Origin of the sequence: Vibrio sp. 070316B (genome assembly GCF_013114115.1) — a bacterium.
GTDB lineage: Bacteria > Pseudomonadota > Gammaproteobacteria > Enterobacterales > Vibrionaceae > Vibrio > Vibrio chagasii_B.
In genome coordinates, this window is the sequence record NZ_VTYC01000001.1 from 80037 (window position 1) to 103087 (window position 23051).

20 protein-coding genes are annotated in these 23051 nt (G+C 45.3%); 14 read left to right on the top strand and 6 right to left on the bottom strand.

What is annotated here, in order from left to right:
* Nucleotides 1-47: 47 nt before the first annotated feature.
* The 5 genes from clpX to F0251_RS00385 all read left to right on the top strand — a co-directional run bounded on the left by clpX (nucleotide 48) and on the right by F0251_RS00385 (nucleotide 6839).
* Nucleotides 48-1328 (top strand): ATP-dependent protease ATP-binding subunit ClpX, encoded by a 1281-nt coding sequence (gene clpX, locus F0251_RS00365; RefSeq protein WP_008220631.1) that lies wholly within the window; start codon nucleotides 48-50, stop codon nucleotides 1326-1328.
* A 132-nt stretch (nucleotides 1329-1460) separates the two neighbouring features.
* Nucleotides 1461-3812 carry an endopeptidase La gene (gene lon, locus F0251_RS00370; RefSeq protein ID WP_102425398.1) on the top strand — a complete coding sequence of 784 codons (2352 nt, stop codon included), beginning with the start codon at nucleotides 1461-1463 and terminating at the stop codon, nucleotides 3810-3812.
* Between the two features lie 169 nt (nucleotides 3813-3981).
* A complete protein-coding gene (locus F0251_RS00375; protein WP_012604504.1) occupies nucleotides 3982-4275 on the top strand; it encodes an HU family DNA-binding protein in 294 nt (97 codons plus the stop codon).
* 220 nt (nucleotides 4276-4495) lie between these two features.
* Nucleotides 4496-6361 (top strand): peptidylprolyl isomerase, encoded by a 1866-nt coding sequence (gene ppiD / locus F0251_RS00380; RefSeq protein ID WP_116870206.1) that lies wholly within the window; start codon nucleotides 4496-4498, stop codon nucleotides 6359-6361.
* 178 nt (nucleotides 6362-6539) lie between these two features.
* Nucleotides 6540-6839 (top strand): helix-hairpin-helix domain-containing protein, encoded by a 300-nt coding sequence (locus F0251_RS00385; RefSeq protein WP_061033659.1) that lies wholly within the window; start codon nucleotides 6540-6542, stop codon nucleotides 6837-6839.
* Here F0251_RS00385 and rrtA read toward each other — a convergent pair.
* Nucleotides 6836-7378, bottom strand: a complete 543-nt coding sequence (gene rrtA, locus F0251_RS00390; protein ID WP_171730089.1) for a rhombosortase — start codon at nucleotides 7376-7378, stop codon at nucleotides 6836-6838. The two genes, F0251_RS00385 and rrtA, sit on opposite strands and share 4 nt — an antisense overlap.
* 9 nt (nucleotides 7379-7387) lie before the next feature.
* On the opposite strand from rrtA, the gene F0251_RS00395 reads away from it, so the two are divergent.
* On the top strand, nucleotides 7388-7987 hold the full coding sequence (locus tag F0251_RS00395; RefSeq protein WP_061033657.1) for a tRNA-uridine aminocarboxypropyltransferase: 600 nt from the start codon (nucleotides 7388-7390) through the stop codon (nucleotides 7985-7987).
* Nucleotides 7988-8037: 50 nt separating this feature from the next.
* Here the strand turns inward: F0251_RS00395 and F0251_RS00400 are convergent, their stop codons facing one another.
* From F0251_RS00400 to F0251_RS00410, 3 genes are all read right to left on the bottom strand, one after another.
* On the bottom strand, nucleotides 8038-9381 hold the full coding sequence (locus tag F0251_RS00400; RefSeq protein ID WP_116870208.1) for an anti-phage deoxyguanosine triphosphatase: 1344 nt from the start codon (nucleotides 9379-9381) through the stop codon (nucleotides 8038-8040).
* Between the two features lie 51 nt (nucleotides 9382-9432).
* On the bottom strand, nucleotides 9433-10017 hold the full coding sequence (gene yfbR, locus F0251_RS00405) for a 5'-deoxynucleotidase (protein ID WP_061033655.1): 585 nt from the start codon (nucleotides 10015-10017) through the stop codon (nucleotides 9433-9435).
* A 170-nt stretch (nucleotides 10018-10187) separates the two neighbouring features.
* The gene (locus F0251_RS00410) at nucleotides 10188-11420 is read right to left on the bottom strand and encodes a pyridoxal phosphate-dependent aminotransferase (RefSeq protein ID WP_004739935.1); all 1233 of its coding nucleotides are present in this window, start codon (nucleotides 11418-11420) and stop codon (nucleotides 10188-10190) included.
* A 291-nt stretch (nucleotides 11421-11711) separates the two neighbouring features.
* Here F0251_RS00410 and F0251_RS00415 point away from each other — a divergent pair, with 291 nt between their 5' ends.
* The 6 genes from F0251_RS00415 (at nucleotide 11712) to menE (ending at nucleotide 19102) form a co-directional block, all read left to right on the top strand.
* The gene (locus F0251_RS00415) at nucleotides 11712-13019 is read left to right on the top strand and encodes an isochorismate synthase MenF (protein WP_116870602.1); all 1308 of its coding nucleotides are present in this window, start codon (nucleotides 11712-11714) and stop codon (nucleotides 13017-13019) included.
* Entirely contained in the window at nucleotides 13016-14740 is a 1725-nt protein-coding gene (gene menD, locus F0251_RS00420) for a 2-succinyl-5-enolpyruvyl-6-hydroxy-3-cyclohexene-1-carboxylic-acid synthase (protein ID WP_171730090.1), read from the top strand. Before F0251_RS00415 ends, menD begins: the two co-directional genes overlap by 4 nt.
* 9 nt (nucleotides 14741-14749) lie before the next feature.
* Entirely contained in the window at nucleotides 14750-15547 is a 798-nt protein-coding gene (gene menH, locus F0251_RS00425; protein WP_171730091.1) for a 2-succinyl-6-hydroxy-2,4-cyclohexadiene-1-carboxylate synthase, read from the top strand.
* A 105-nt stretch (nucleotides 15548-15652) separates the two neighbouring features.
* Entirely contained in the window at nucleotides 15653-16519 is an 867-nt protein-coding gene (gene menB / locus F0251_RS00430) for a 1,4-dihydroxy-2-naphthoyl-CoA synthase (RefSeq protein ID WP_171730092.1), read from the top strand.
* 74 nt (nucleotides 16520-16593) lie between these two features.
* A complete protein-coding gene (gene menC, locus F0251_RS00435) occupies nucleotides 16594-17601 on the top strand; it encodes an o-succinylbenzoate synthase (protein ID WP_171730093.1) in 1008 nt (335 codons plus the stop codon).
* A gap of 64 nt (nucleotides 17602-17665) precedes the next feature.
* Nucleotides 17666-19102, top strand: a complete 1437-nt coding sequence (gene menE, locus F0251_RS00440; protein ID WP_171730094.1) for an o-succinylbenzoate--CoA ligase — start codon at nucleotides 17666-17668, stop codon at nucleotides 19100-19102.
* Nucleotides 19103-19213: 111 nt separating this feature from the next.
* On the opposite strand, the gene nagE is transcribed toward menE, so the two are convergent.
* Nucleotides 19214-20659 (bottom strand): N-acetylglucosamine-specific PTS transporter subunit IIBC, encoded by a 1446-nt coding sequence (gene nagE / locus F0251_RS00445; RefSeq protein WP_171730223.1) that lies wholly within the window; start codon nucleotides 20657-20659, stop codon nucleotides 19214-19216.
* Nucleotides 20660-20853: 194 nt separating this feature from the next.
* Between nagE and F0251_RS00450 the strand changes: the two genes are divergently transcribed.
* Together F0251_RS00450 and F0251_RS00455 are read left to right on the top strand one after the other, a co-directional pair.
* Nucleotides 20854-21732 (top strand): LysR substrate-binding domain-containing protein, encoded by an 879-nt coding sequence (locus F0251_RS00450; RefSeq protein WP_105059192.1) that lies wholly within the window; start codon nucleotides 20854-20856, stop codon nucleotides 21730-21732.
* A gap of 106 nt (nucleotides 21733-21838) precedes the next feature.
* Nucleotides 21839-22003, top strand: a complete 165-nt coding sequence (locus tag F0251_RS00455; protein WP_008220662.1) for a hypothetical protein — start codon at nucleotides 21839-21841, stop codon at nucleotides 22001-22003.
* 119 nt (nucleotides 22004-22122) lie between these two features.
* Here the strand turns inward: F0251_RS00455 and F0251_RS00460 are convergent, their stop codons facing one another.
* Nucleotides 22123-23043: a YeiH family protein gene (locus F0251_RS00460; RefSeq protein WP_061033648.1), complete on the bottom strand. Its 921-nt coding sequence runs from the start codon at nucleotides 23041-23043 to the stop codon at nucleotides 22123-22125.
* Nucleotides 23044-23051 lie beyond the last annotated feature (8 nt).

Consider the following 23051-nt stretch of genomic DNA (forward strand, 5'->3'; position numbering starts at 1 on the left):
TTGATATACACTCAAACCATAGAGAGTAAAGGCTAAGAGGTTAGCGAATGACAGATAAAAGCAAAGAGGGTGGTAGCGGTAAACTGCTTTACTGCTCTTTCTGTGGCAAAAGCCAGCACGAAGTTCGCAAGTTAATCGCAGGTCCTTCTGTTTACATTTGTGATGAATGTGTCGATCTTTGTAACGACATTATTCGTGAAGAAATCAAAGATGTTCTTCCTAAGAAAGAGTCTGAATCGCTGCCAACGCCGCGTGAGATTCGTGAGCACCTTGATGACTATGTAATCGGTCAAGAATACGCGAAAAAAGTGCTAGCAGTTGCAGTATATAACCACTACAAGCGTTTACGTAATGGTGATACGACAGCTGAAGGCGTAGAACTAGGTAAGAGTAACATTCTTCTTATCGGTCCTACTGGTAGTGGTAAAACACTACTGGCTGAAACACTGGCTCGTTTCCTAGACGTTCCTTTCACAATGGCGGATGCAACCACACTAACCGAAGCGGGTTACGTGGGTGAAGATGTTGAAAACATCATCCAGAAGTTGCTTCAGAAATGTGATTACGACGTAGCGAAAGCGGAACGCGGCATTGTTTACATCGATGAAATCGATAAGATTTCTCGTAAAGCTGAAAACCCATCAATCACGCGTGACGTGTCTGGTGAAGGTGTACAGCAAGCTCTACTAAAACTTGTTGAAGGTACAGTTGCTTCTGTTCCACCACAAGGTGGTCGTAAGCATCCACAGCAAGAGTTCTTGCAAGTGGACACGTCTAAGATTCTATTTATCTGTGGTGGTGCATTTGCCGGCCTAGATAAAGTGATTGAACAACGTGTAGAGACAGGTTCAGGTATCGGTTTTGGCGCTGAAGTGCGTTCAAAAGACGAAACCAAAACTATTGGTGAACTGTTCACTCAAGTAGAACCTGAAGATCTAGTGAAGTACGGTCTAATTCCAGAATTCATTGGTCGTCTACCTGTTACGACAACACTGACAGAGCTTGATGAAGAAGCGCTAATCCAAATCCTTTGTGAACCAAAGAATGCACTTACTAAACAGTACGCAGCATTATTTGAGCTAGAGGATACAGAGCTTGAGTTCCGCGAAGACGCGTTACGTGCGATTGCTAAGAAAGCGATGAGCCGTAAAACGGGTGCTCGTGGTCTACGTTCTATTTTGGAAGGTGTTCTGCTAGAAACGATGTACGAACTGCCATCTTCAACTGATGTAAGCAAGGTTGTGATTGATGAGTCGGTAATCAATGGTGAGTCAGAACCACTATTGATTTACAGCAACTCAGATAACCAAGCAGCTGTTGCAGAGTAGGTCTTTTTTAGACAAGTCACTCAAATTGAAAAAGGAGGTAAGCAATTACCTCCTTTTTTTTATTCTTCCATTGAATCCAGTCGTTTAAGCCCCATATACTGCTTTATAAGTTAAAGCGGAAGAGAGAAATATATGAACTTGGAACGTTCCGAGCGTATCGAAATCCCCGTGCTACCTCTACGTGATGTAGTGGTTTACCCACACATGGTTATTCCATTGTTTGTTGGTCGTGAAAAATCGATTACTTGCCTAGAGTCGGCAATGGAAGCTAACAAACAAGTACTACTTGTTGCGCAGAAAGAAGCGGACACTGATGAGCCTTCAATTGACGACCTATTTAAAGTAGGTACCGTCGCTACCATTCTTCAGTTACTTAAGCTCCCTGATGGTACAGTTAAAGTACTTGTTGAAGGTCAGCAACGTGCAAAAATTCACCAATTTAAAGAGAGTGAGTTTTTCCTAGCGGATGCCGAATACGTTGTTACCTCAGAACTTGACGAAAAAGAACAAGAAGTGGTTGTTCGCAGTGCGATCAATCAATTCGAAGGCTTTATTAAGCTAAACAAAAAGATTCCACCAGAGGTTCTAACCTCTCTGAATGGGATTGATGAAGCTGCTCGTCTTGCAGATACCATCGCAGCACACATGCCACTTAAACTTGTAGACAAACAGCACGTACTAGAAATTCTAGATGTGACTGAGCGTCTAGAGTTCCTGATGGGCCAAATGGAATCAGAAATTGATATCCTGCAGGTTGAAAAACGCATCCGTGGCCGTGTTAAGAAGCAGATGGAAAAATCTCAGCGTGAGTACTACCTGAATGAGCAAATGAAAGCGATTCAGAAAGAACTTGGCGAGATGGATGACGCTCCAGACGAATTCGAGACTCTGAAGAAGAAGATCGAAGAGTCGAAAATGCCTCAAGAAGCTCGTGAAAAAACCGAGCAAGAACTGCAAAAACTGAAAATGATGTCGCCTATGTCTGCTGAAGCAACAGTAGTACGTAGCTACATCGATTGGATGGTTGGCGTTCCTTGGGCTAAGCGCTCAAAAGTTAAGAAGAATCTAGCGAAAGCGGAAGAGATCTTAAACGAAGATCACTACGGTTTAGAGCGTGTTAAAGAACGTATTCTTGAGTACTTGGCGGTACAGAACCGTATCAATAAGCTGAAAGGTCCAATCCTTTGTCTTGTTGGTCCTCCTGGTGTGGGTAAAACGTCATTAGGTCGCTCTATCGCGGCTGCTACAGGTCGTAAGTACACGCGTATGGCACTAGGTGGCGTTCGTGATGAGGCTGAGATTCGTGGTCACCGTCGTACCTACATTGGTTCTCTTCCGGGTAAATTAATCCAGAAGATGTCTAAAGTTGGTGTTAAGAACCCACTGTTCCTATTGGATGAGATCGATAAGATGTCTTCTGATATGCGTGGCGACCCATCTTCAGCACTTCTTGAAGTACTGGATCCAGAACAAAACAACGCGTTTAACGATCACTACCTAGAAGTAGATTACGATCTGTCAGACGTTATGTTCGTGGCAACATCGAACTCGATGGACATCCCTGGCCCACTATTGGACCGTATGGAAGTGATTCGTCTGTCTGGTTACACAGAAGATGAAAAGCTGAATATTGCTAAGAGCCACCTGCTAGATAAGCAAGTTAAGCGCAACGGTCTAAAACCTCATGAGATTGAGATTGAAGACTCTGCAATCATCGGCATTATTCGTTACTACACGCGTGAAGCGGGTGTACGTAGCCTAGAGCGTGAAATCTCTAAGATCTGCCGTAAAGCAGTGAAGAACATCCTGCTAGACAGCGATCTTAAGTCTGTAACGGTTAACATGGATAACCTGAAAGAGTACTTAGGCGTTCAACGTCACGACTTCGGTAAAGCGGATGAGAGCAACCGTATTGGTCAAGTAACAGGCCTAGCGTGGACTCAAGTTGGTGGTGACTTGCTGACTATCGAAACCGAAGCAATGCCGGGTAAAGGTAAGCTAACGCAAACCGGTTCTCTTGGCGATGTGATGAAAGAGTCTATCCAAGCTGCGATGACGGTAGTTCGTTCTCGTGCAGAAAAACTGGGTATTAACTCAGATTTCTATGAGAAACGCGACATTCACGTTCACGTACCTGAAGGTGCAACACCGAAAGATGGTCCAAGTGCGGGTATCGCAATGTGTACTGCGCTTGTTTCTAGCTTAACGGGTAATCCTGTGAAAGCTGAGGTCGGTATGACAGGTGAAATTACCCTTCGTGGTGAAGTTTTACCTATCGGTGGCTTGAAAGAGAAACTGCTTGCAGCACACCGCGGCGGCATCAAAACGGTACTGATTCCGAAAGACAATGAGCGTGATTTGGAAGAGATTCCAGACAACGTAATCGCTGACTTGAAGGTGATCCCAGTTCAGTGGATTGACGAAGTACTGAAAGTAGCGCTAGAACGAGATCCGTCAGGGGTCGAGTTTGACGTGAAAAAATAGTGATGCATAGCAAAAATAAGTAAAGAATTACGCTGATAGGCCCGAAAAGGCTTGTCAGCGTTTTTTTTGGACGCTAAGTTATTGATCAAAGCGGCAGCCCTTTTGCAATAAGGGTTGCGGCTAAATTAAAACCAAAATGGAACGTACAGTCATCGAGAAGTAGTCACAGATGACACATAGGGGAAAAACAGTGAATAAAACACAACTAGTAGAATCAATCGCAGAAAACGCAGACATCTCTAAAGCTTCAGCTGGTCGCGCTCTAGACGCTTTCATCGAAGCAGTTGGCACAACGCTACAATCAGGTGACCAAGTTGCACTTGTTGGCTTTGGTACTTTCAGTGTTCGTACTCGTGCTGCTCGTACAGGTCGTAACCCAAAAACTGGTGAAGAGATCCAAATCGCAGAAGCTAAAGTACCTGGCTTCAAAGCGGGTAAAGCACTTAAAGACGCATGTAACTAATTTCTACTGCTGAAACCTCGATTTTAAAGAGGGGAAGGCAGTAAAATGCGTTTACTGTTTGAAAAATGATGTTTCATTCTTAAACAGTATATGTGCAAAGCACATTGAACTAATTTAAATTATGCGCATCCTACTGATGCGCATTTCTTTTTCTGATAATATCGCGTGAATAGATTTTTATTTTGAAGCCAATGCTTCATATCCGGAGAGCACTTAAATTATGATGGATCGATTACGCGAAGGCGTGAATAGCATCGCGGTAAAAATTATCCTTGGGTTGATTATCCTGTCATTCGTATTCGCAGGTGTAGGCAGCTACATCACCGGTGGCGGTAACAACGCAGCAGCTAAAGTTGGCAATACAGAAATCGGTCGTGGTGAGTTCGAACAAGCTTACCAAAACGAACGTAATCGCATGCAATCTCAACTTGGCGATTACTTCGCTCAAATGCTTGCAGACCCTGCGTACGTAGAGTCTTTCCGTAAATCAGTACTTGATCGCATGATCAACGACGTTCTACTTGAGCAGCAAGCAGAGTCTCTAGGCCTACGAATCAGCGATTCTCAAATCCGTACAATGATTCTAGAAATGCCTCAGTTCCAAACTGCGGGTCAATTCGACCAAGAAGTTTACCAAGCAGCACTACGCCGTGCAGGTTTCAGCGCAGAAAGCTTCGCTGAATACATGCGTCGTGACCTAATGCGCAACCAGCTTGTGACAGCACTTCAAGGCAGTGAATTCGTTCTTCAAGGCGAAATCGACACACAAAGCAAGCTAATCGCTCAAACTCGTGACATTCGCACAGTGACTCTTTCTGTTGCTGACCTTGCTAAAGACGTTGAGCTAACTGATGAGCAGATCGAACAGTACTACACTGAAAACCCTCTAGCGTACACTCGTCCAGAGCAAGCTAAAGTGTCTTACATTGAACTTTCTGCTGAAGCACTTAAGTCACAGCTAGAAGTGAGCGACGAAGAAGCACAAAAATACTACCAAGAACACTTAGACAAGTACTCAACGGCAGAGCAACGTAAAGTGAGCCACATTCTTGTTGAAGGCGACGACGAAGCAAAAGCTCAGTCAATCCTAGACGAGCTAAATGCAGGCGCTGACTTTGCTACGTTAGCAGAAGAGAAATCTGACGACTTCGGCAGTGCAGATGTTGGCGGTGACTTAGGTTGGATCGAACGTGATGTGATGGACCCAGCTTTCGAAGACGCAGCTTTCGCTCTTCAGAATGTTGGTGATACAACTGGCCTAGTTAAGTCTGACTTCGGTTACCACATCATCAAGCTAGACGAACTAAAAGCGCCTGAATCTCAGCCATACGCAGAAGTAGCAGCGGAGATTAAGCAAGAACTTCTAGACCAACACGCAGTAGACCAGTTCTACGAAATGCAAACTGAGCTAGAAAAAGTAGCGTTTGAATTCCCAGACTCGCTAGACGATTCTGCAGAAGCTATCAATGCTAAGATCACAACAACTGATTTCATCTCTCAAGCTGATGCTCCAGAAGTTCTGATGACGCCTGCAGTTATGCAAGCTATTTTGAGCCCTGAAGTGAAAGAAGATGGCCTTAACTCCGAAGTTATCGAAGTGGCTCCTGAGCACGTCATTGTTGTACGTGTTGAAGAGACTCGTGATGAGACAGTTCTTCCTCTTGAAGAAGTGAAAGACCAGGTTGTGGCGGCACTATCTGCTGTAAAGGCGGAAGAGCAAGCTGTTGAGCTAGGTGTTTCTCTAGTTAACGACCTTAAAGCTGGTAACGAAGCTGTGCTAGCGGACAACAACCTTGAGTTCACAGAACTTGAGACCATTGACCGCAACTCTCCACTAGCGGCTTCTGTATTTGCTCTAGCTAAGCCAGAAGAAGGCCAAGTTGTATTCGGTCAATCTAAAGACCAAGAAGGCAACATCGTTGTTGTGGAACTGTCTAAAGTAACAGCTGAAATCAACCCAGCTTACAGCACTCAAATTGGTGCTCAGTTGGAGCGTGTTGGTAACCAGCAAGATCTAACTAACGTATTAAACGTACTACGCAAAAACGCAGACGTTGAATACTACGTAGTAGGTCAAGGTCAGTAATCATCAATTGTCTTGCTAGTTAGCCACAAATCATATTTGTGAGCCAACAAGCAAGCTGATGAAAATAAGATGTATAACAAAGCGGGTCACTTAGGTGACCCGCTTTATTTTTATCTGGCGATTATGTTATCTCTTGCTACAAACGCATAAATTACCTTTTTTCACAAAGGAATGGATTATGCGCACTCTATATTCAACACTACTTCTTTCACTTCTGATGTTTTTAAGCCCTACAGCACTCGCAGACAGCCCAACTAAGGCTGAGCTTTATGATGGCATTGAGGTTACAGTAAACATTAATACCGCGACCGCAGAAGAGCTATCAGCGCTATTGGTTGGTGTGGGCGATAAGAAAGCCAAAGACATTGTCGACTATAGAACTGAGAACGGTGCATTTGCTACCGCTGACGATTTGGTGAGTGTCAAAGGGATTGGTGAAGCAACGGTTGAGAAGAATCGCGAAAGAATACAGCTTTAGTTTGTTTTTTTGCTCATTACCAATGAAATGATAGCTAGGAAGCCGCCTGCCAGTGCACCTGCTAGGTGGGCTTCAATAGCCACTCTCGCGTTAATTAGCTCACCAGTCGTGCTGGAAGGGCCTACAAATTGCTCCCAAGCGATTTTAGCGACTAATCCTGATACCAACAGCCAACTAGATTTCCTGCCGTTTAAAGCCTCTCTGAGCGCGAAAAAGCCAAACAATCCATGCAGTGTTCCCGATAAGCCTACATAAATCTGAATGCTTGAAAGCAACAAAGCCAATCCAGTGATTAAACTGATCATAGCTAACGCAGAGATCAGTTGTTTTCGCGTGGGTTGAAACAGATAACTGATGATCCACAAGCCTGCTAGATTCATTAGCAGATGTGAGTAGTTGGTATGTGAAAAGTTTCCTGTTAGGATCCGCCACCATTGTCCATCGACAATCGCACTTTTATCCCAAACGACCCAAGCCTGCACTGGCTCTAGTTGGAATATGACGCATAAAAGTGAAGTGAAAATTAAAACAGGGTACACATTACATCCATGTCTCGTTATTGCCCCCAATGCAGCAAGGCGTTGAAAGCTTGTATTTGTCAGTGGGTTACACCACTAGAGTCGAACGTTGAGCTTATCATTCTTCAGCACCCATCAGAAGAGCATCGTCCGATGGGAACCGCGCGTATCCTCTCGTTATCTTTAAAAAATAGTGTGACGATCGTCGGTGAAGATTTTTCAGACAATGAGCAACTGAATGCCATGCTGGCTGATACGCAATATCAGCACGTGATTTTGTACCCGAGTGAACACTCTGCGCCAGTTGAATCTGTAACACGGCCTAATAAAAAACTACGTGTGATTTTATTGGATGGGACGTGGAAGAAAGCATTCAAGATGTGGCAAGTGTCGAGTAACTTGCATGCGTTGAACACGGTCCACTTACCAAAAGATCTCAAGGGTAATTACCGAATCCGTAAAGCGCCAAGTGAAAATAGCTTGTCGACTGTAGAAGCTGGGTACCATTTACTGAGCTTGTTAGAAGATGGCCGAGATTTCAGTCCGCTGCTAACGGCATTTGACCAAATGATTCAGTTTCAAATCAATCAAATGCCGCCGGGCGTATTTGAGAAAAACTACTTAGCGTAATCTCACTAATACTTATCTAAGTTCGCTGAGTCTAAGTACTGCGAGTAAGTCTAGAACTCTGTATGTGCTGAAAACAACTGTTGGTGCATCTTCTGAGCCAGGTCATCGGTCATTGATGAGATGTAATCGGTGATCACGCGCATCTTTCTGGATGCATCTTGATGTTGTAGCCATTGCTTCTTGATGGGCAGTGGCAACAGGCGTTCAGGATCGGCGCTGAAGGCTTCAAACATATCCATGATGATCTGCTGGCCTTTGTACTCAATAACTTGAACCTGCGGTACTTGAATCACGAATTCGCTGACGAAGTGTTTCAGCTTGTCGAGGGTAGCATCCATGCTTGGCTCCAATACGGCATTGTAGGCAAGCAGTGCGTTCTCAAAACTTTCATCAACAGGCTTAATCGAGATACTCGTCAGCAGCGCGTTAACAATCCCACCAATGGCATCTTTTCTGCGGTACTGCTCGCCAGAAAACAACATCTCTGTGATCGAATCTAGGTGTTCACAGATCCACGGGTCCGCCATCTCTTTTAACTGCGGATAAGCCGATTCAACCCACTGCGCTTTAGTCACTGAACCAAGCACAATCGCATCTTCCAGATCATGCACGCCATAAGCGATGTCATCGGCAAGCTCCATGATGGAACAGTCGAGTGACTTATACTTAGTCTTGTTATGTTCTAGTGGCTCTGTGTGCGACTTTCTTTTCTGTTTGAGAAGCTGTTGGTCGTTCGCTGAGAGTGGTTCAAGTACCCAGTTGAATAACTCTTCGTCATGATCGTAGATACCTTTCGCTGGCATCCAGTCTTTGGCACGAAGTTGTCGCTGGTGCTTAACGGGTTCTGGTTGTTCTTTTGCCTTCACTTCACTGAGTAGTGAAGGGTACTTGATTAGCCCTAACAGGGTACGTCGAGACAGGTTCATCCCGTGGTGCTCTGTGTAAGGTTCTAGCTGGGTGACAATGCGAAAGGTTTGCGCATTGCCTTCAAAGCCGCCGTGTTCGCGCATCATATAGTTGAGTGCAACTTCACCGCCATGCCCGTATGGCGGGTGGCCGATATCGTGAGCCAAACATAAAGAATCAATTAGGCTATCTGAAGGCAGAAGGTCTCGAAACTCAGGTTGCTTTTTCTTCAGTTGAGCAACGATACCTGTGCCAAGCTGCGCTGCTTCTAGCGAATGAGTTAAGCGCGTGCGGTGAAAGTCATTAACCGTGGTGCCGTGCACTTGAGTTTTAGCTTGTAGGCGACGGAAAGCGGCAGAGTGAAGTACGCGTGCTCGGTCTCGCTGATAGGGGCTGCGGTGATCATCACGTCTTATTTTGTGTTCATCGTCATTTCGATGTTGCCACTCTTGTTCGAGTACAAAAGAGGATTCGAGTTGAGAATTCAAAATATCACCTATCAAATTGATTTTATTTAATTACAAGCAACTTATACCTGGCTAGCTTATCTCGTCTAGTGATAATTCAAAGCTTGGGGCAAAGGTGGTGAGAAAGTAGTCCATTTCCGGGCTTTTTCGCTGTGCGAGAGTTTCTTCTAGCCGACGTTTGGCTTGTTCATACTCATGGTTGCCAGCGCTGAGCTCTTCTAAACATTTTAGATACGCACAGATAGTGTCGGCTTGTTTTACGATGTTTTGTTCTTCTTTACTGGCGGTGCCGGAGATTAAGAAGGGGGCGAAATCATCTTGAAACTCTTCTGGCAGCATCGAAAGTAGCCTTTGCTCTGCAGCTGCTTCTATCTTCTTATACTCTTGAGCAATATCTGGGTTGTAGTATTTGACGGGTGTAGGCAGATCACCAGTCAGTACTTCACTGGTGTCATGATACATCCCGATTAGGGCAATGTGTTCTGGGTTGAGTTTGCCATCAAACTTTTTGTTTTTGATAAGCGCCAAGGCATGGGCGACGAAAGCGACCTGTAGGCTGTGTTCTGAAATGTTCTCGCTTGAGACGGAGCGCATCAGAGGCCAGCGTTGGATAAGCTTCATGCGTGCGAGATGGGCGAAGAAATGGCTCTGTTTCATAAATGTCCTATCTAGAGAGTGCTCCACTCGTACTTTTTGTTTGCCACAAACTGCACGAGACAGCGGATACAAAAAAGGCTCCTAAACTGGAGCCTTTTAAGCATAGAAGTGAATGAATACAAGTTAAAGTCTTTTAAAACAGCAAATTGTAGCCATCTTTCTTGTGCTCATTAACCTTCGATGAGGTCGTCTTGATTGTAAGTCTGCAAGAAGCGCTCTAGGCGACCAATTGCCACTTCAAGGTCTTCAATATGTGGCAAAGTCACAATACGGAAGTGGTCAGGCTTAGGCCAGTTGAAGCCAGTACCTTGTACTAACAGTACTTTTTCTTGCTTAAGGAAATCGAGTACGAACTTCTGATCGTCTTTAATGTTGTACATCTCGGTGTCGATCTTCGGGAACAGGTACATCGCGCCCTTTGGCTTCACACAAGACACGCCAGGGATCTTGTTAATCAGTTCCCATGCTCGGTCACGTTGCTCAAGCAGGCGGCCGCCTGGCAGAATCAGTTCATTGATACTCTGATAGCCACCCAATGCCGTTTGGATAGCGTGCTGCATTGGTACGTTGGCACACAAACGCATAGAGGCAAGCATTTCTAAACCTTCAACATAACCTTTGGCTAAGTGTTTAGGGCCCGTTAGGAACATCCAACCACCACGGAAACCACAAACACGGTAAGCTTTAGATAGGCCGTTGAACGTTACCATCAGTACGTCTTCAGCCAGCGTTGCAACAGAGGTATGCACAGCACCGTCGTAAAGGACTTTGTCGTAAATCTCATCAGCGAAGATGATTAGGCCGTGTTCACGTGCAATCTCGACAACTTGCAGTAGGAAATCACGGCTGTAAACCGCACCTGTAGGGTTGTTCGGGTTGATAAGAACGATGCCGCGAGTCTTCGGTGAGATCTTTGCGCGCATATCATCCAGATCTGGGTACCAGTCTGCATCTTCATCACACATGTAGTGAACCGGAGTACCACCAGAAAGTGCAACAGACGCTGTCCATAGTGGGTAGTCTGGAGCGGGAACTAAGATTTCATCACCATTATCCAGTAGCGCTTGCATAGACATAACGATAAGCTCTGAAGCACCGTTACCAATGTAAACGTCTTCTACGTCAAGATTGCGTAGGCCTTTTTTCTGGTAGTGTTGAACAACCGCTTTACGGGCTGAATAGATACCTTTTGAGTCACAGTAACCTTGAGATGTCGGCAGGTTACGGATTACGTCAACAAGGATTTCATCAGGGGCGTCAAAACCAAATGGGGCGGGGTTACCAATATTAAGCTTTAGTATTTTATGCCCTTCTTCTTCCATGCGCTTAGCATGTTTGAGTACAGGCCCCCTGATTTCGTAGCATACGCTGTTGAGTTTTGACGACATCCCGATATTTTGCATTGCCGATTTCCTGAAATTAATTTAAATACTTTATTAAAGTACCGCAAAATGGCGTTTGATAGAATAAAAATCTGATGAATGTCGCATTTCAGTGTCACGTTTGGTCTTTTTGTTGTCACCCTTTTCTAAGTTTTAATTCATCGCTTTTATGGTTATTGTCTAAAATGATAGAGGGGCTCGCTTAAAGTCACAGGAATGTTGAAAAGATATCGGACATTCTTGATCTAAGTGGGTGCTACCCATAAAGTATCAAACTAATATAATAAGAATTTAGATGTGAACGAGGTCGATTTGTCACATTTCCAGCAAACTATCTCCGCTTTGATTGAGCGAGTACAAAATGCCCAAGCAAGCGAAGTTCGTTGTGTTGAAGTTCTCACGCAAAAACCATCGTTTGCATTTATCGAATGGCTTCATGCTCAACCGCTTTTTCCTAAGTTCTACTGGCAGTCACGCGACACTCGTGAAGAGGTGGTTGCGCTTGGTCAGTTACACACATTTTCAGATCCAGCACCCGCGTATGCGATTCTAGGTGAAGACCAACGAATCTGGGGTGGACGTTCATTTGACGGGCACACTGAAAAAAATCGCCGCTGCATGGAATCTTTCTTCTTTCTACCTCAGATTGAATTGATCCGCTTTGACGACACTTGGTCGCTGGCGGTTAACTTGTCCCCTGATCGTGTTGTTTCTATTAATGCTTTGAATAAGCTATCCGTAGAAGCCGCGATATTGGCGCCTTTGTCTGCCCATATTGAACAGATAAACCACGTTCCAGAAAGAGAACAGTGGGGCGGGTTAGTTGAGAAAGTACTGAAAGGCATTAGCGACGAAGAGTACAAGAAAGTGGTTTTAGCGCGAAAAACCACGCTACAACTTGATGCACCTATTTGTGCGGCTCAACTCCTTAAGGCTAGTTACCAGCAAAACCACCATAGCTTTCACTTTATGTTGGTGTTGGATTCTAAACACAGTTTCATTGGTTCGACACCTGAGCGCTTATACAGCCGTCATGGCACCGAGCTTGATACCGAAGCGCTCGCTGGCACCATTGGTCGTGGCGAGAACGCTACCGAAGATATGGAGCTAGCAAATTGGCTTTCACAAGACACCAAGAACCTTAATGAAAACCAATATGTCGTCGACGACATCATTGAGCGTCTCACTCCTCATTCACAATCCGTGCACGTAGAGAAAGAAGCGCGCCTTGTTCGTTTGCGTAAGGTACAGCACCTAAAACGTAATATTCACGCGCAGCTTAATAACGGCGTTAATGGCGTTCAGTTACTTGCGGCTTTACAACCAACCGCAGCCGTAGCCGGTTTACCGCGCAAAGAAGCGATGGACTTCATTCTAGAACACGAACCGTTTGCGAGAGGCTGGTATGCCGGCTCTGTCGGTTATATCAGTCATCAACGAGCAGAATTCTGTGTGGCGATTCGAAGTGCATTGGTTGTAAACGATCAAGTACAACTGTTTGCGGGCGCGGGGATCGTACCAGGATCGGTGGCTGAACATGAGTGGCAAGAGTTGAACAAGAAGATGTCGACCTTGTTGAGCCTAATTTCAGATCACCCACCACTGGGTGTCGCATCATGAATCACGACCAAGCCGTATTAAATAGAGTTTGGTGTCACACGTTACTTGAAGAGCTTACACGCAGCGGTGTTGAACATGTTTGCATCGCACCGGGCTCTCGTTCAACACCATTAACACTCGAAGCCGAAGCTAACTCTAAGCTAACCTTACATACGCACTTTGATGAGCGCGGGCTTGGCTTTCTTGCTCTAGGCTTAGCTAAAGCGAGCAACAAGCCAGTTGCGGTGATTGTTACTTCCGGTACTGCCGTCGCTAACCTTCTACCAGCGACCGCTGAATCTGGATTAACGCGAGAAAAGCTAATCTTGCTGACCTCTGATCGACCAATTGATTTAGTCGATTGTGGTGCTAACCAAGCGATTCAACAGCAGGGTATCTTTTCGTCTCACGTTGAAACGGCGCTAAACCTGCCAAGCCCGACGACACAAGTTTCTTTGAATTGGCTTTTGACATCGATTGATCACGCACTGGCGAAACAACGCAGTGTTGGTGGTGCTATTCACATCAACTGTCCGTTCCCAGAACCTCTTTATTCCGCTAATAGCGCTGAGATGTATGCGGATTATACAAAGAGCGTGGCAGCTTGGAGAGCTTCAACCAGCCTTTACTCGAACACTTATTTACCGAGCCATTTAAACGCTCAGCCTGTTTCTGCAAGTGATTATGTCGCTCGTAAAGGCGCGGTGGTTATTGGTTCTATCGAGAATGAAGCTGCAATTAAAGCCAAGCAGTTTGCGTCAGCTTTGGGCTGGCCAGTTTTCTGTGACCCTCAATCGGGTGTCAGCAGTGACTGGAAACACTATGATTTATGGATGCAAAGTGACGCAGCCAAAGCACAGCTTAGCCAGTGTGACTTTATTATCCAGTTTGGTGAGCGCATCGTTTCTAAGCGTCTTAACCAATGGGTAAAAGGGCAAGCTGCTACATTTTGTTCATCGCAGTACATCGTTGTTTCACCAGATGCGCATCGTATTAATCAAGATCATCTGCCTCAAACTCACATCGTCGCTGATATCGAATATTGGTTATCAGAGCAGCATCTACCAACGCTGTTGGGAGAACATGCTGGTTGGGCGGCACCTTTGGCGGAAGTCGCGAACACAGTTCAACAATTGGCATTGGCACAAATCTCTAATAATGATCAACTTACAGAGTTGAGCGTCGCCGTTGACTTGTCGTCTAGACTTAAAGGCAGAGAGTTATTTGTGGGAAATAGCTTGATGGTAAGGCTGGTGGATATGTTGTCATCAATATCTGCGACTCAAGTTTATAGCAACCGTGGTGCGTCGGGCATTGATGGCTTGGTGGCAACGGCTGCGGGCGTGATAAAAGCGAACCAGAATCCTTTGATGATGCTGATTGGCGACACCTCTTTGTTGTATGACCTCAATTCGCTGGCGCTACTCACTCATAATACAACGCCAATGGTTATTGTGGTCACCAATAACGATGGCGGGGCAATCTTTGATTTGTTGCCGGTTCCTGAGCAACAAAAACAATCTCTATATCAGATGCCTCATAGTTTTAGTTTTGAACATGCTGCTGCGCAATTCCAGCTTGGTTATGCGGCACCAGAAACCTTGAATTGCTATCAAACGCTCATCGAACAACATTTCGAACAAGGTCAGGGTACTTTGCTCGTAGAAGTTAAGACGCCTCCCGAACAAGCGTCTACTTTGCTGAAGCAATTCAGCTCAATGCTCACCGAGGCATTAGCCTAAGGACTTTACATGCTTTACTCCAATTATTACCCAGCTGCACAAGTACCTTCTGACAAACCTTTGCTTGTTTTCTTACATGGTTTACTCGGAAGCGGGGATGATTGGAGTGCATGCCACCCCTTCCTCGAAGATTTTCCTCGTCTTTGCATAGATTTACCCGGACACGGACAAAGCCGTTTTATTGATCCAGTAGGCTTTGAACACTGCTGCACCAAGATTGTTCAGTGCATCACATCTCAGCTGGCTCTCAACGATCTTCCTGCCGATTATCCTATCGTGGTGATTGGCTACTCAATGGGAGGAAGGCTCGCCATGTATGGGGTGACAAGCCCTTGCTTTGAAACACTCAACATTGAAAAAGTCATCATCGAAGGTGGTAACTTTGGCTTAGAGTGTGACGAAGAAAGAGCACAAAGGTTAGTACATGATACGCAATGGGCCGTGCGCTTTGCACAGCAGTCGATTGAGGATGTTTTAGACGATTGGTACCAACAAAGCGTCTTTTCTTCACTAAATCATGAGCAAAGACAAACTTTGGTCATAAAGCGTAGTGGTAACCTTGGAGTATCCGTAGCAAATATGTTGTTATCTACTTCGTTAGCGAAGCAACCTGATTTACGTGCTACATTGAAATCTCATGAGCATATTTTGCACTATGTATGTGGTGAAAAAGATCGTAAATTCATGGAGCTAGCTGAGAATAGTGGCTTTGAATATAGTCAGGTTGATTACGCTGGTCATAATGTTCATTTTGAACAACCAGAGATGTTTTCAAACTTGATTATCCAATGTATCGCCAGTCGTTGATGAACTGACTGAGCGAGTCTCTCGTATCAAGCGCTATAGAAAGCAGAGCAACACCGTCGCGACTCTACGCTAGTCGCGCTCTCTAATAGAACAATGGGAATCACCATGGCTAAAACAGTAGGCATCACAGAAGAAGAACTTTACGCAGCCGTTAATTGGCGCGATGAAAGCAGTCAATATGAAGATATTCAATACCACAAGTCTGATGACGGTATTGCGAAAATCACGATTGCTCGCCCTCAAGTGCACAATGCGTTCCGTCCACAAACCGTAAAAGAGATGATCAATGCACTGGCCGATGCTCGTTATGACGAGAAAGTTGGCGTAATCATTCTAACGGGTCTTGGTGAGAAGGCTTTCTGTTCTGGTGGTGACCAAAGTATTCGTGGTGACTACGGCGGCTATCAAGATGATTCAGGTACACACCACCTAAACGTGCTTGATTTCCAACGCCAAATCCGTACTTGTCCTAAACCAGTAATCGCAGCGGTATCTGGCTGGGCAGTAGGTGGTGGTCACGTGCTTCATATGATGGCTGACCTTACTATTGCAGCAGACAACGCTCAATTTGGTCAGACTGGCCCTAAAGTGGGTTCATTCGATGGCGGTTGGGGTGCTTCTTACATGGCTCGTATCGTTGGTCAGAAGAAAGCTCGTGAAATCTGGTTCCTGTGCCGTTTCTACGATGCTCAAGAAGCACTGGATATGGGCTTGGTGAACACGGTTGTGCCTGTCGCTGATCTAGAAAAAGAAACCGTTCGTTGGTGTCGTGAAGTTCTGCAACACAGCCCAATGGCGCTACGTTGTCTGAAAGCAGCGCTGAATGCCGACTGTGATGGCCAAGCCGGTCTGCAAGAGCTTGCAGGTAATGCAACCATGATGTTCTACATGACAGAGGAAGGCCAAGAAGGCCGTAATGCGTTTAACGAGAAACGTCGACCTGATTTCGACAAATTCCCGCGTAACCCATAGTTTTATCCTCTTCAGAATGAGTCGCTAAATAGCGGCTCGTTTTGTTTTAATGTTCCCGTTTTTTAGGAAACCTTATGAATTCAATGAATTCCCAGCGTCACGCTAAACTGTATCGTTATCAACTACCTATGGATAGTGGAGTGGTGCTGCGTGATAGTAAGTTGAACGAACGTGTTGGCTACATTATCCATCTTGAGTGTGATGGCAAGTCTGCTTTTGGCGAAGTCGCACCTTTGCCGGGCTTTAGCCAAGAAGATGCCGAGCAAGCCGGCATTCAGTTACAAAACGAGCTAGAGCTTTGGAGTCACAACAAACCTAACACCCCATTTGATGAACTTTATCCGTCAGTGGCGTTTGGTTTTTCAATGGCGTTGATGGAGCTTCAAGGCGAACTCAATGCGGAAGGCAACTACCAAGCTGCACCTCTATGTACGGGTGACCCAGATGAACTGATCCCTGTGCTAAATGAGATGGAAGGTGAGAAGGTCGCTAAAGTCAAAGTTGGTCTTTACGAAGCGATCCGTGATGGGATGCTGGTGAGCTTATTCCTTGAATCGATCCCTGATTTAACGCTACGACTTGATGCTAACCGAGCGTGGAAGCCTGAAAAAGCGAAGCAGTTCATTAAATACATTTCGCCATCACTTCGTCAGCGCATTAGCTTTATTGAAGAGCCTTGCCAAAAGCCAGAAGATAGCTTGGCCTTTGCCATCGACCATGGCGTAGCAATTGCTTGGGACGAGACACTGCAAGAGGCGGTGCGTAACCCTGAGTTTGATTTAAGTGATTTAACTGGTGTTAAGGCTGTGGTAATTAAACCAACCTTAATCGGCTCGGTAGAGCGCTGTGTGGCAATCATTGAACGTGCACAACAACTTGGCATTAAGCCTGTTCTAAGCTCAAGTATTGAGTCGAGCCTTGGCTTAACTCAGATTGCGCGATTGGCACAGCAGTACTTGCCTAATGAAGTGCCGGGGCTTGATACGATTGGTTTGTATCAACAACAGCTAGAATTGCCATGGCCAGGTTGCCAGCTTCCTGTTGTGAGTCTTGAACTGCAGCAACTGATTTGGTCTTCTTAGACCGAGCTATTTGAATGGCAATTTAGTTAGCTCAGTAAGTTATTAATCTATTTTTGGTTATCATATGATGCGCCCACAATCTAATCATCACCCGCTCTGGGTACAGTGGGCGCAGCAAAACCCACTTCAACCAGCGTTAGTGACTACTCACCGCACTTATACTTGGCAGCAAGTGTTTGTGTTGGTTAGTCAGTACCAACAACAGCTATCTCATCAAGGCCTATCTGAAGGTGATGTACTGACTATTGTTGGTAAGAATCAAGCTGAAGTGATCCCGGCTTACCTTGCCGCACTCAATTTGGGTGTGGTTTGTGCGTTTACGATGCCTCAGCCTAGTTTACGCCTCAAGCAAAAGCTCGATTCCTTATATCAATCAGATCAACAAAGCTACCTTTGGCTCTTGGGCAATAGCGGGATAGAGCAATCAGAGACTGCTGATTTGAATACTCAGTTGGTGACCTTACCTTGTTTAAATGAAGTGAAGGTCGATGGTGATGACAGTTGGATAACGACATCTCAAGAGTCCAACTTCAATCCGCAAAATCTAGCGAGTATCGTATTCACTTCAGGTTCTACCGGAAACCCTAAAGCGGTGGCTCACACACTTGAGCAGCACTTATGTTCTGCTGCCGGGTTACTGGACGCCTTCCAATTTAAAGGCAGTGATACTTGGCTGCTGAGTTTACCTATGTACCATGTGTCGGGGCTGGCGATTGTTCATCGTTGGCTGGTTGCTGGTGGCTGTATAAAAATGGGTATTGGTCAGCTTGAATCCGATATCAAGGGCTGTAGCCATGCTTCGTTGGTCGCTACTCAACTACATAGATTATTAAAGAGTAAGCAAGCACTTACTTTAACTCATGTGCTGTTAGGTGGTAGCCATATTCCAGAAGCACTTGGCCTTGAAGCTCAGCAAATGGGGATTGAGACTTGGCTTGGTTATGGCATGACGGAAGCGGCCTCAACGGTGACAGCAAAGCTTGTTGATGCGAACAGCACTGCCGGTTTTGTGCTTAATCATCGCCAATTGAAAATAGAAAACCAACGTATCTATATTGGAGGTAATACCCTCGCTTCTGGTTACTACTATCAAGGTACTTTAACCCCTTTAGTGGATGAGAATGGCTGGTTTGATAGTAAAGATCTTGGTCAATGGCATGGCGAGCAAGTGTCGATTATTGGCAGAGCCGATAATCAGTTTATTTCTGGCGGTGAGAATATTCACTGTGAAGAAATTGAGAGGGCACTTGGTCAACTTCCTGAGGTTAAGCAAGCCTTTATTATACCCGTTGAAGACAGTGAATTTGGCTTTAGACCCGTTGCGATTATTGACTGTGATGAAATGCCAACCAAAGTGTGGTTTGCCGAACAGCTACAAGGAAGCCTAGAGCGATTTAAGTTCCCTATCGACTACTACCGCATGCCAGAGCAAGAACAATTAGGCATCAAGGTATCGAGAGCGGGATTGGCGCAGTGGTTACAAGAGGTTCGTTCTAAATAAAACGAAGCGCAATACACGGTGACTAGTCGTAATTGCGCTTCAGGGGGGTGTGATGGTGGTGAAGCCATCACAAATTCTTATTGTTTTATCTTGTCATCAAAAGGTGCCGTGTTAAGCGAGAGCCTTTTTCATTTGTTCTGCGACCTTATCCACTTTTCCTAAGCCAATGATAACTTGCAGTCCACCTTTACCCACCGGAACCACACCTGCTGCTCCTAGTTTCTTCAGTTTGTCACTGTCGGCGATTGAAGAGTCTTTTACCGTTAGGCGTAGGCGAGTGATGCAGTTATCAACTTCTAGGATGTTGTCCGCACCGCCAATCGCTTCAATGTAGTTGTTAGTTAGGTTCACGAGTGCTTCAGGAGATGCAGTCTCGCCTTCAGCTTCCATCTCTTCACCACGACCTGGAGTACGTAGGTTGAATTTGATGATAGCGAAGCGGAAGATGCAGTAGTACAGCGCGAAGAACACAACACCTTGCACCAATAGCATGTACCAGTTCACTGCTAGTGGGTTTTGGCTAGACAGTACCAGGTCAACAAATCCTGCTGAGAATCCGAAGCCTGCCATCCATTCCATGCTTGCCGCAATGTAAAGTGATAGACCTGTTAATACTGCGTGCAGTAGGAACAGTACAGGAGCAAGGAACATGAAGCTGAATTCTAGTGGCTCTGTGATACCCGTGAAGAATGAAGCCATAGCTGCCGCAAGCATGATAGCGAATACTTGGTTCTTATTTTTCGCATCAGAACAGTGATACATCGCCAATGCTGCTGCTGGTAGGCCAAACATCATGATAGGGAAGAAGCCCGCTTGGTACATGCCAGTTTTCCCTGGAATACCCGTACCGTTAGCGATAGATTGCGCGCCGCCTAGGAAGTTTGGAATGTCGTTAATACCGACAACGTCGAACCAGAACACAGGGTAAAGAGCGTGGTGCATACCAACTGATAGGAACAAACGGTTGAAGAAACCAAACAGACCAGCACCGACTGCGCCCATGCTTTCTAGTTTAATACCCAGAACGATCAGAGCGTCGTAAACAGCTGGCCAGATGTAAAGAAGAGCAAAGGAGAGAGCCATACCTGCGATTGAGGTCAGGATAGGAACCAAACGCTTACCGCTGAAGAACGCTAGAGCTTGAGGAAGTTCAACGGTTGAGTAGCGGTTGTAGATCTCAGCAGAGATGATACCCACAATGATACCTACGAATTGGTTGCTGATTTTGCCAAAAGCGGCTGGCACTTCACTTGCCTCAACATTAAGCAACTGTGCGACTGAGCCTGGGTTTAGCAACGTGGTGACGACAAGGAACATCACGAAACCAGATAGCGCCGCAGAGCCATTTTTGTCTCGGCTTAAGCCAAATGCGACACCGACTGCAAAGAGAACGGCCATGTTATCAATGATCGCACCGCCAGATTTGATCAAGAATGCGGCAAAAATACTTTCCGAACCCCATCCAACAGGATCCAACCAGTAGCCAATACCCATAAGGATTGCCGCAGCTGGCAGTGTGGCTACGGGAACCATCAATGCCTTACCTACTTTTTGCATATACCCAAGTATATTCATACGTGCCCCTAAATTTTGAAATTAATTTTTTTAATGTTTCTGCTCACCAGTATTTGCAACCAAATATTGATCAATGCAGTATTTTAAGTAACTGCGGCTATTAGAAACTTATTTCTTAATGCAAACAAACGAAACGGGTAGTACCATGAATTAAAATTTTTAATGCATGAGTGCTTATGGCAAACCATCAGTCTTTACTTAGAAATCTTCATACCTTTAATGTCGCAGCAGAGAAAATGAGCTTTACGCTGGCTGCTAAAAAGCTTCATTTAACACAAGGAGCGGTGAGTCATCGTATTAAGGTGTTAGAAGGTGAGCTTGGCTTTAACTTGTTTGTACGAGGCACACGCAAGCTTGAGTTGACCGAAGAAGGTCAGCGCTTTCAACGAACTTTGTCTAAGTCGTTAAGCTCGATTTTTGGTGAGATTGAAGACATTACCAACACCGATCTCTATGGGCAGATCAATATTGGTACTAGCCCAGCGTTTGCTAATAGCTGGTTGTTGCCTAGGCTCGCAGACTTTAAGAAAAGATACCCTAAGTTTAATCTCAATATCTTTTCGCAAGAGGAACAGGACTTTCACCAAAACCACCTTGATATAGCAATCTATTACGGTGCGGAAGATCTTAAAGACATGCACCGACAACGCCTTTTTGGTGAAAAGTACATTCCGGTTTGTACGCCGAGTTATGCTGCAGAACACAAGATCTTTGATGATGGTTTGGAGTCGCTTAATAGGATTAACTTTATTCATGCGTTAGGCTCCGACGTTTGGCAGCGCTGGATTAAGCACAATAATTTGGATGTGAATCTGTTCGAGCAGTTTTATTGTGTGAGTCACCGAGATATGGGCGTTAAGAGTGCTTTGTTCAATATTGGCGTTGCGATGGGGCGTTATCACTTTGTGAAGCAATACATTGAGACGGGGGAGCTTATTACGCCTTACCCAAGCATGGAGACAGATAAAGGGTATGATCTTATCTGCCCGCTCGGTACCGAAAAGCGGCCTAAAGTCAGAACCTTTATCAAGTGGTTAGAAGGTCAGTTGAACTAGGTTAGTTAATTTAGCAATTAGATAGTTCAAAACAGAATTTATTATCTTTATAACCATCCATCATAATAAGCCATATAAATAACGGATTATAGAATAAGGTCTTATTATGAAAATTGCCCTCATCATTGCAGTATTACTGCAGATAGGCCAAGCCATCACATCGTCAGGGCTGACGCGTTCGTTAGCTGAACTTACTGCATTTGTGTTAGTTGTGGTATTGGTTTTAATGAAAAGAGAGAGCAAGAAGAGTGATAAGCCCCTGTTTGAATAGCGAATTGGTCGAAATGTATCAAAAACGATAAAGGCAAAGCCCATATGAGCTTTGCCTTTTTGTTTCCTGTTTCGATATTCGAGCTTAGTGATCTTGTTAGAGATTTAACTCCCTAGAGGTTATGCGAGGGTCAACCAAGCTAACGAACCTGTAGAAATCATCACCCACATCGTAATACCAAACATCAACGGCTTTGGTCCCGCCGCTTTCAGTTTCTCTACAGAGATACCGCAGCCAATCAAGAATAGACACACAACTAATGCACGCTTAGACACGTCAAAAATGCCTTGGTATACCACTTCAAATTGTGGCAACAAGTCGCTGACTGCGATAGCCGCGCAGTAGAAGAAAATGAAGTAAGGCACGGTAATCTTCTTTTGATCGCTCTTGAAGATCATTGCGCTAACCAAAGCGATTGGGATGATCCACAATGCACGCGCGAGCTTAAGTGTTGTTGCGGTAGTCAGTGCTTCTTCACCATATGCAGAGGCAGCACCAACAACTGAAGAAGTATCGTGAATCGCGATCGCAGCCCAGGTACCGAACGTTTGTTGGCTCAATTCAAGTGCATGACCAATCATCGGGAATAGGAACAGTGCTACAGAGTTCAATACAAAGACGGTAGCCAAAGCTAAACCAATCTGTTCGTCTTCTGCTTTGATTGCTGGAGCGACCGCTGCAATCGCGCTACCACCACAAATGGCGGTACCAGAAGAAATCAGGTAACCCGTAGTACGGTCCAGCCCCATGCGTTTTGCTAAGAACCAGCCAATAACCAGCGTGCCTATGATAGTGGTGATGATCAAACCAATACCGTCACCTGTTACTGCAAGTGCTTTCTCAAACTGAATACCGAAGCCCAGGCCGACAATCGAATAGGCCAGTAGTTTCTTAGTCAGTTTGCCGACTTCTACGTTTTCTGGCACTAAACCTAAGCTCGCAAGCAGGAAACCGATAACCAGCGCAGTAGGGGAGCTTACCCATGGGGTTAAGCAAAATAGAGCAGCAAGATAAAATGGAATGGATTTATTCATTTTCATTATATTAT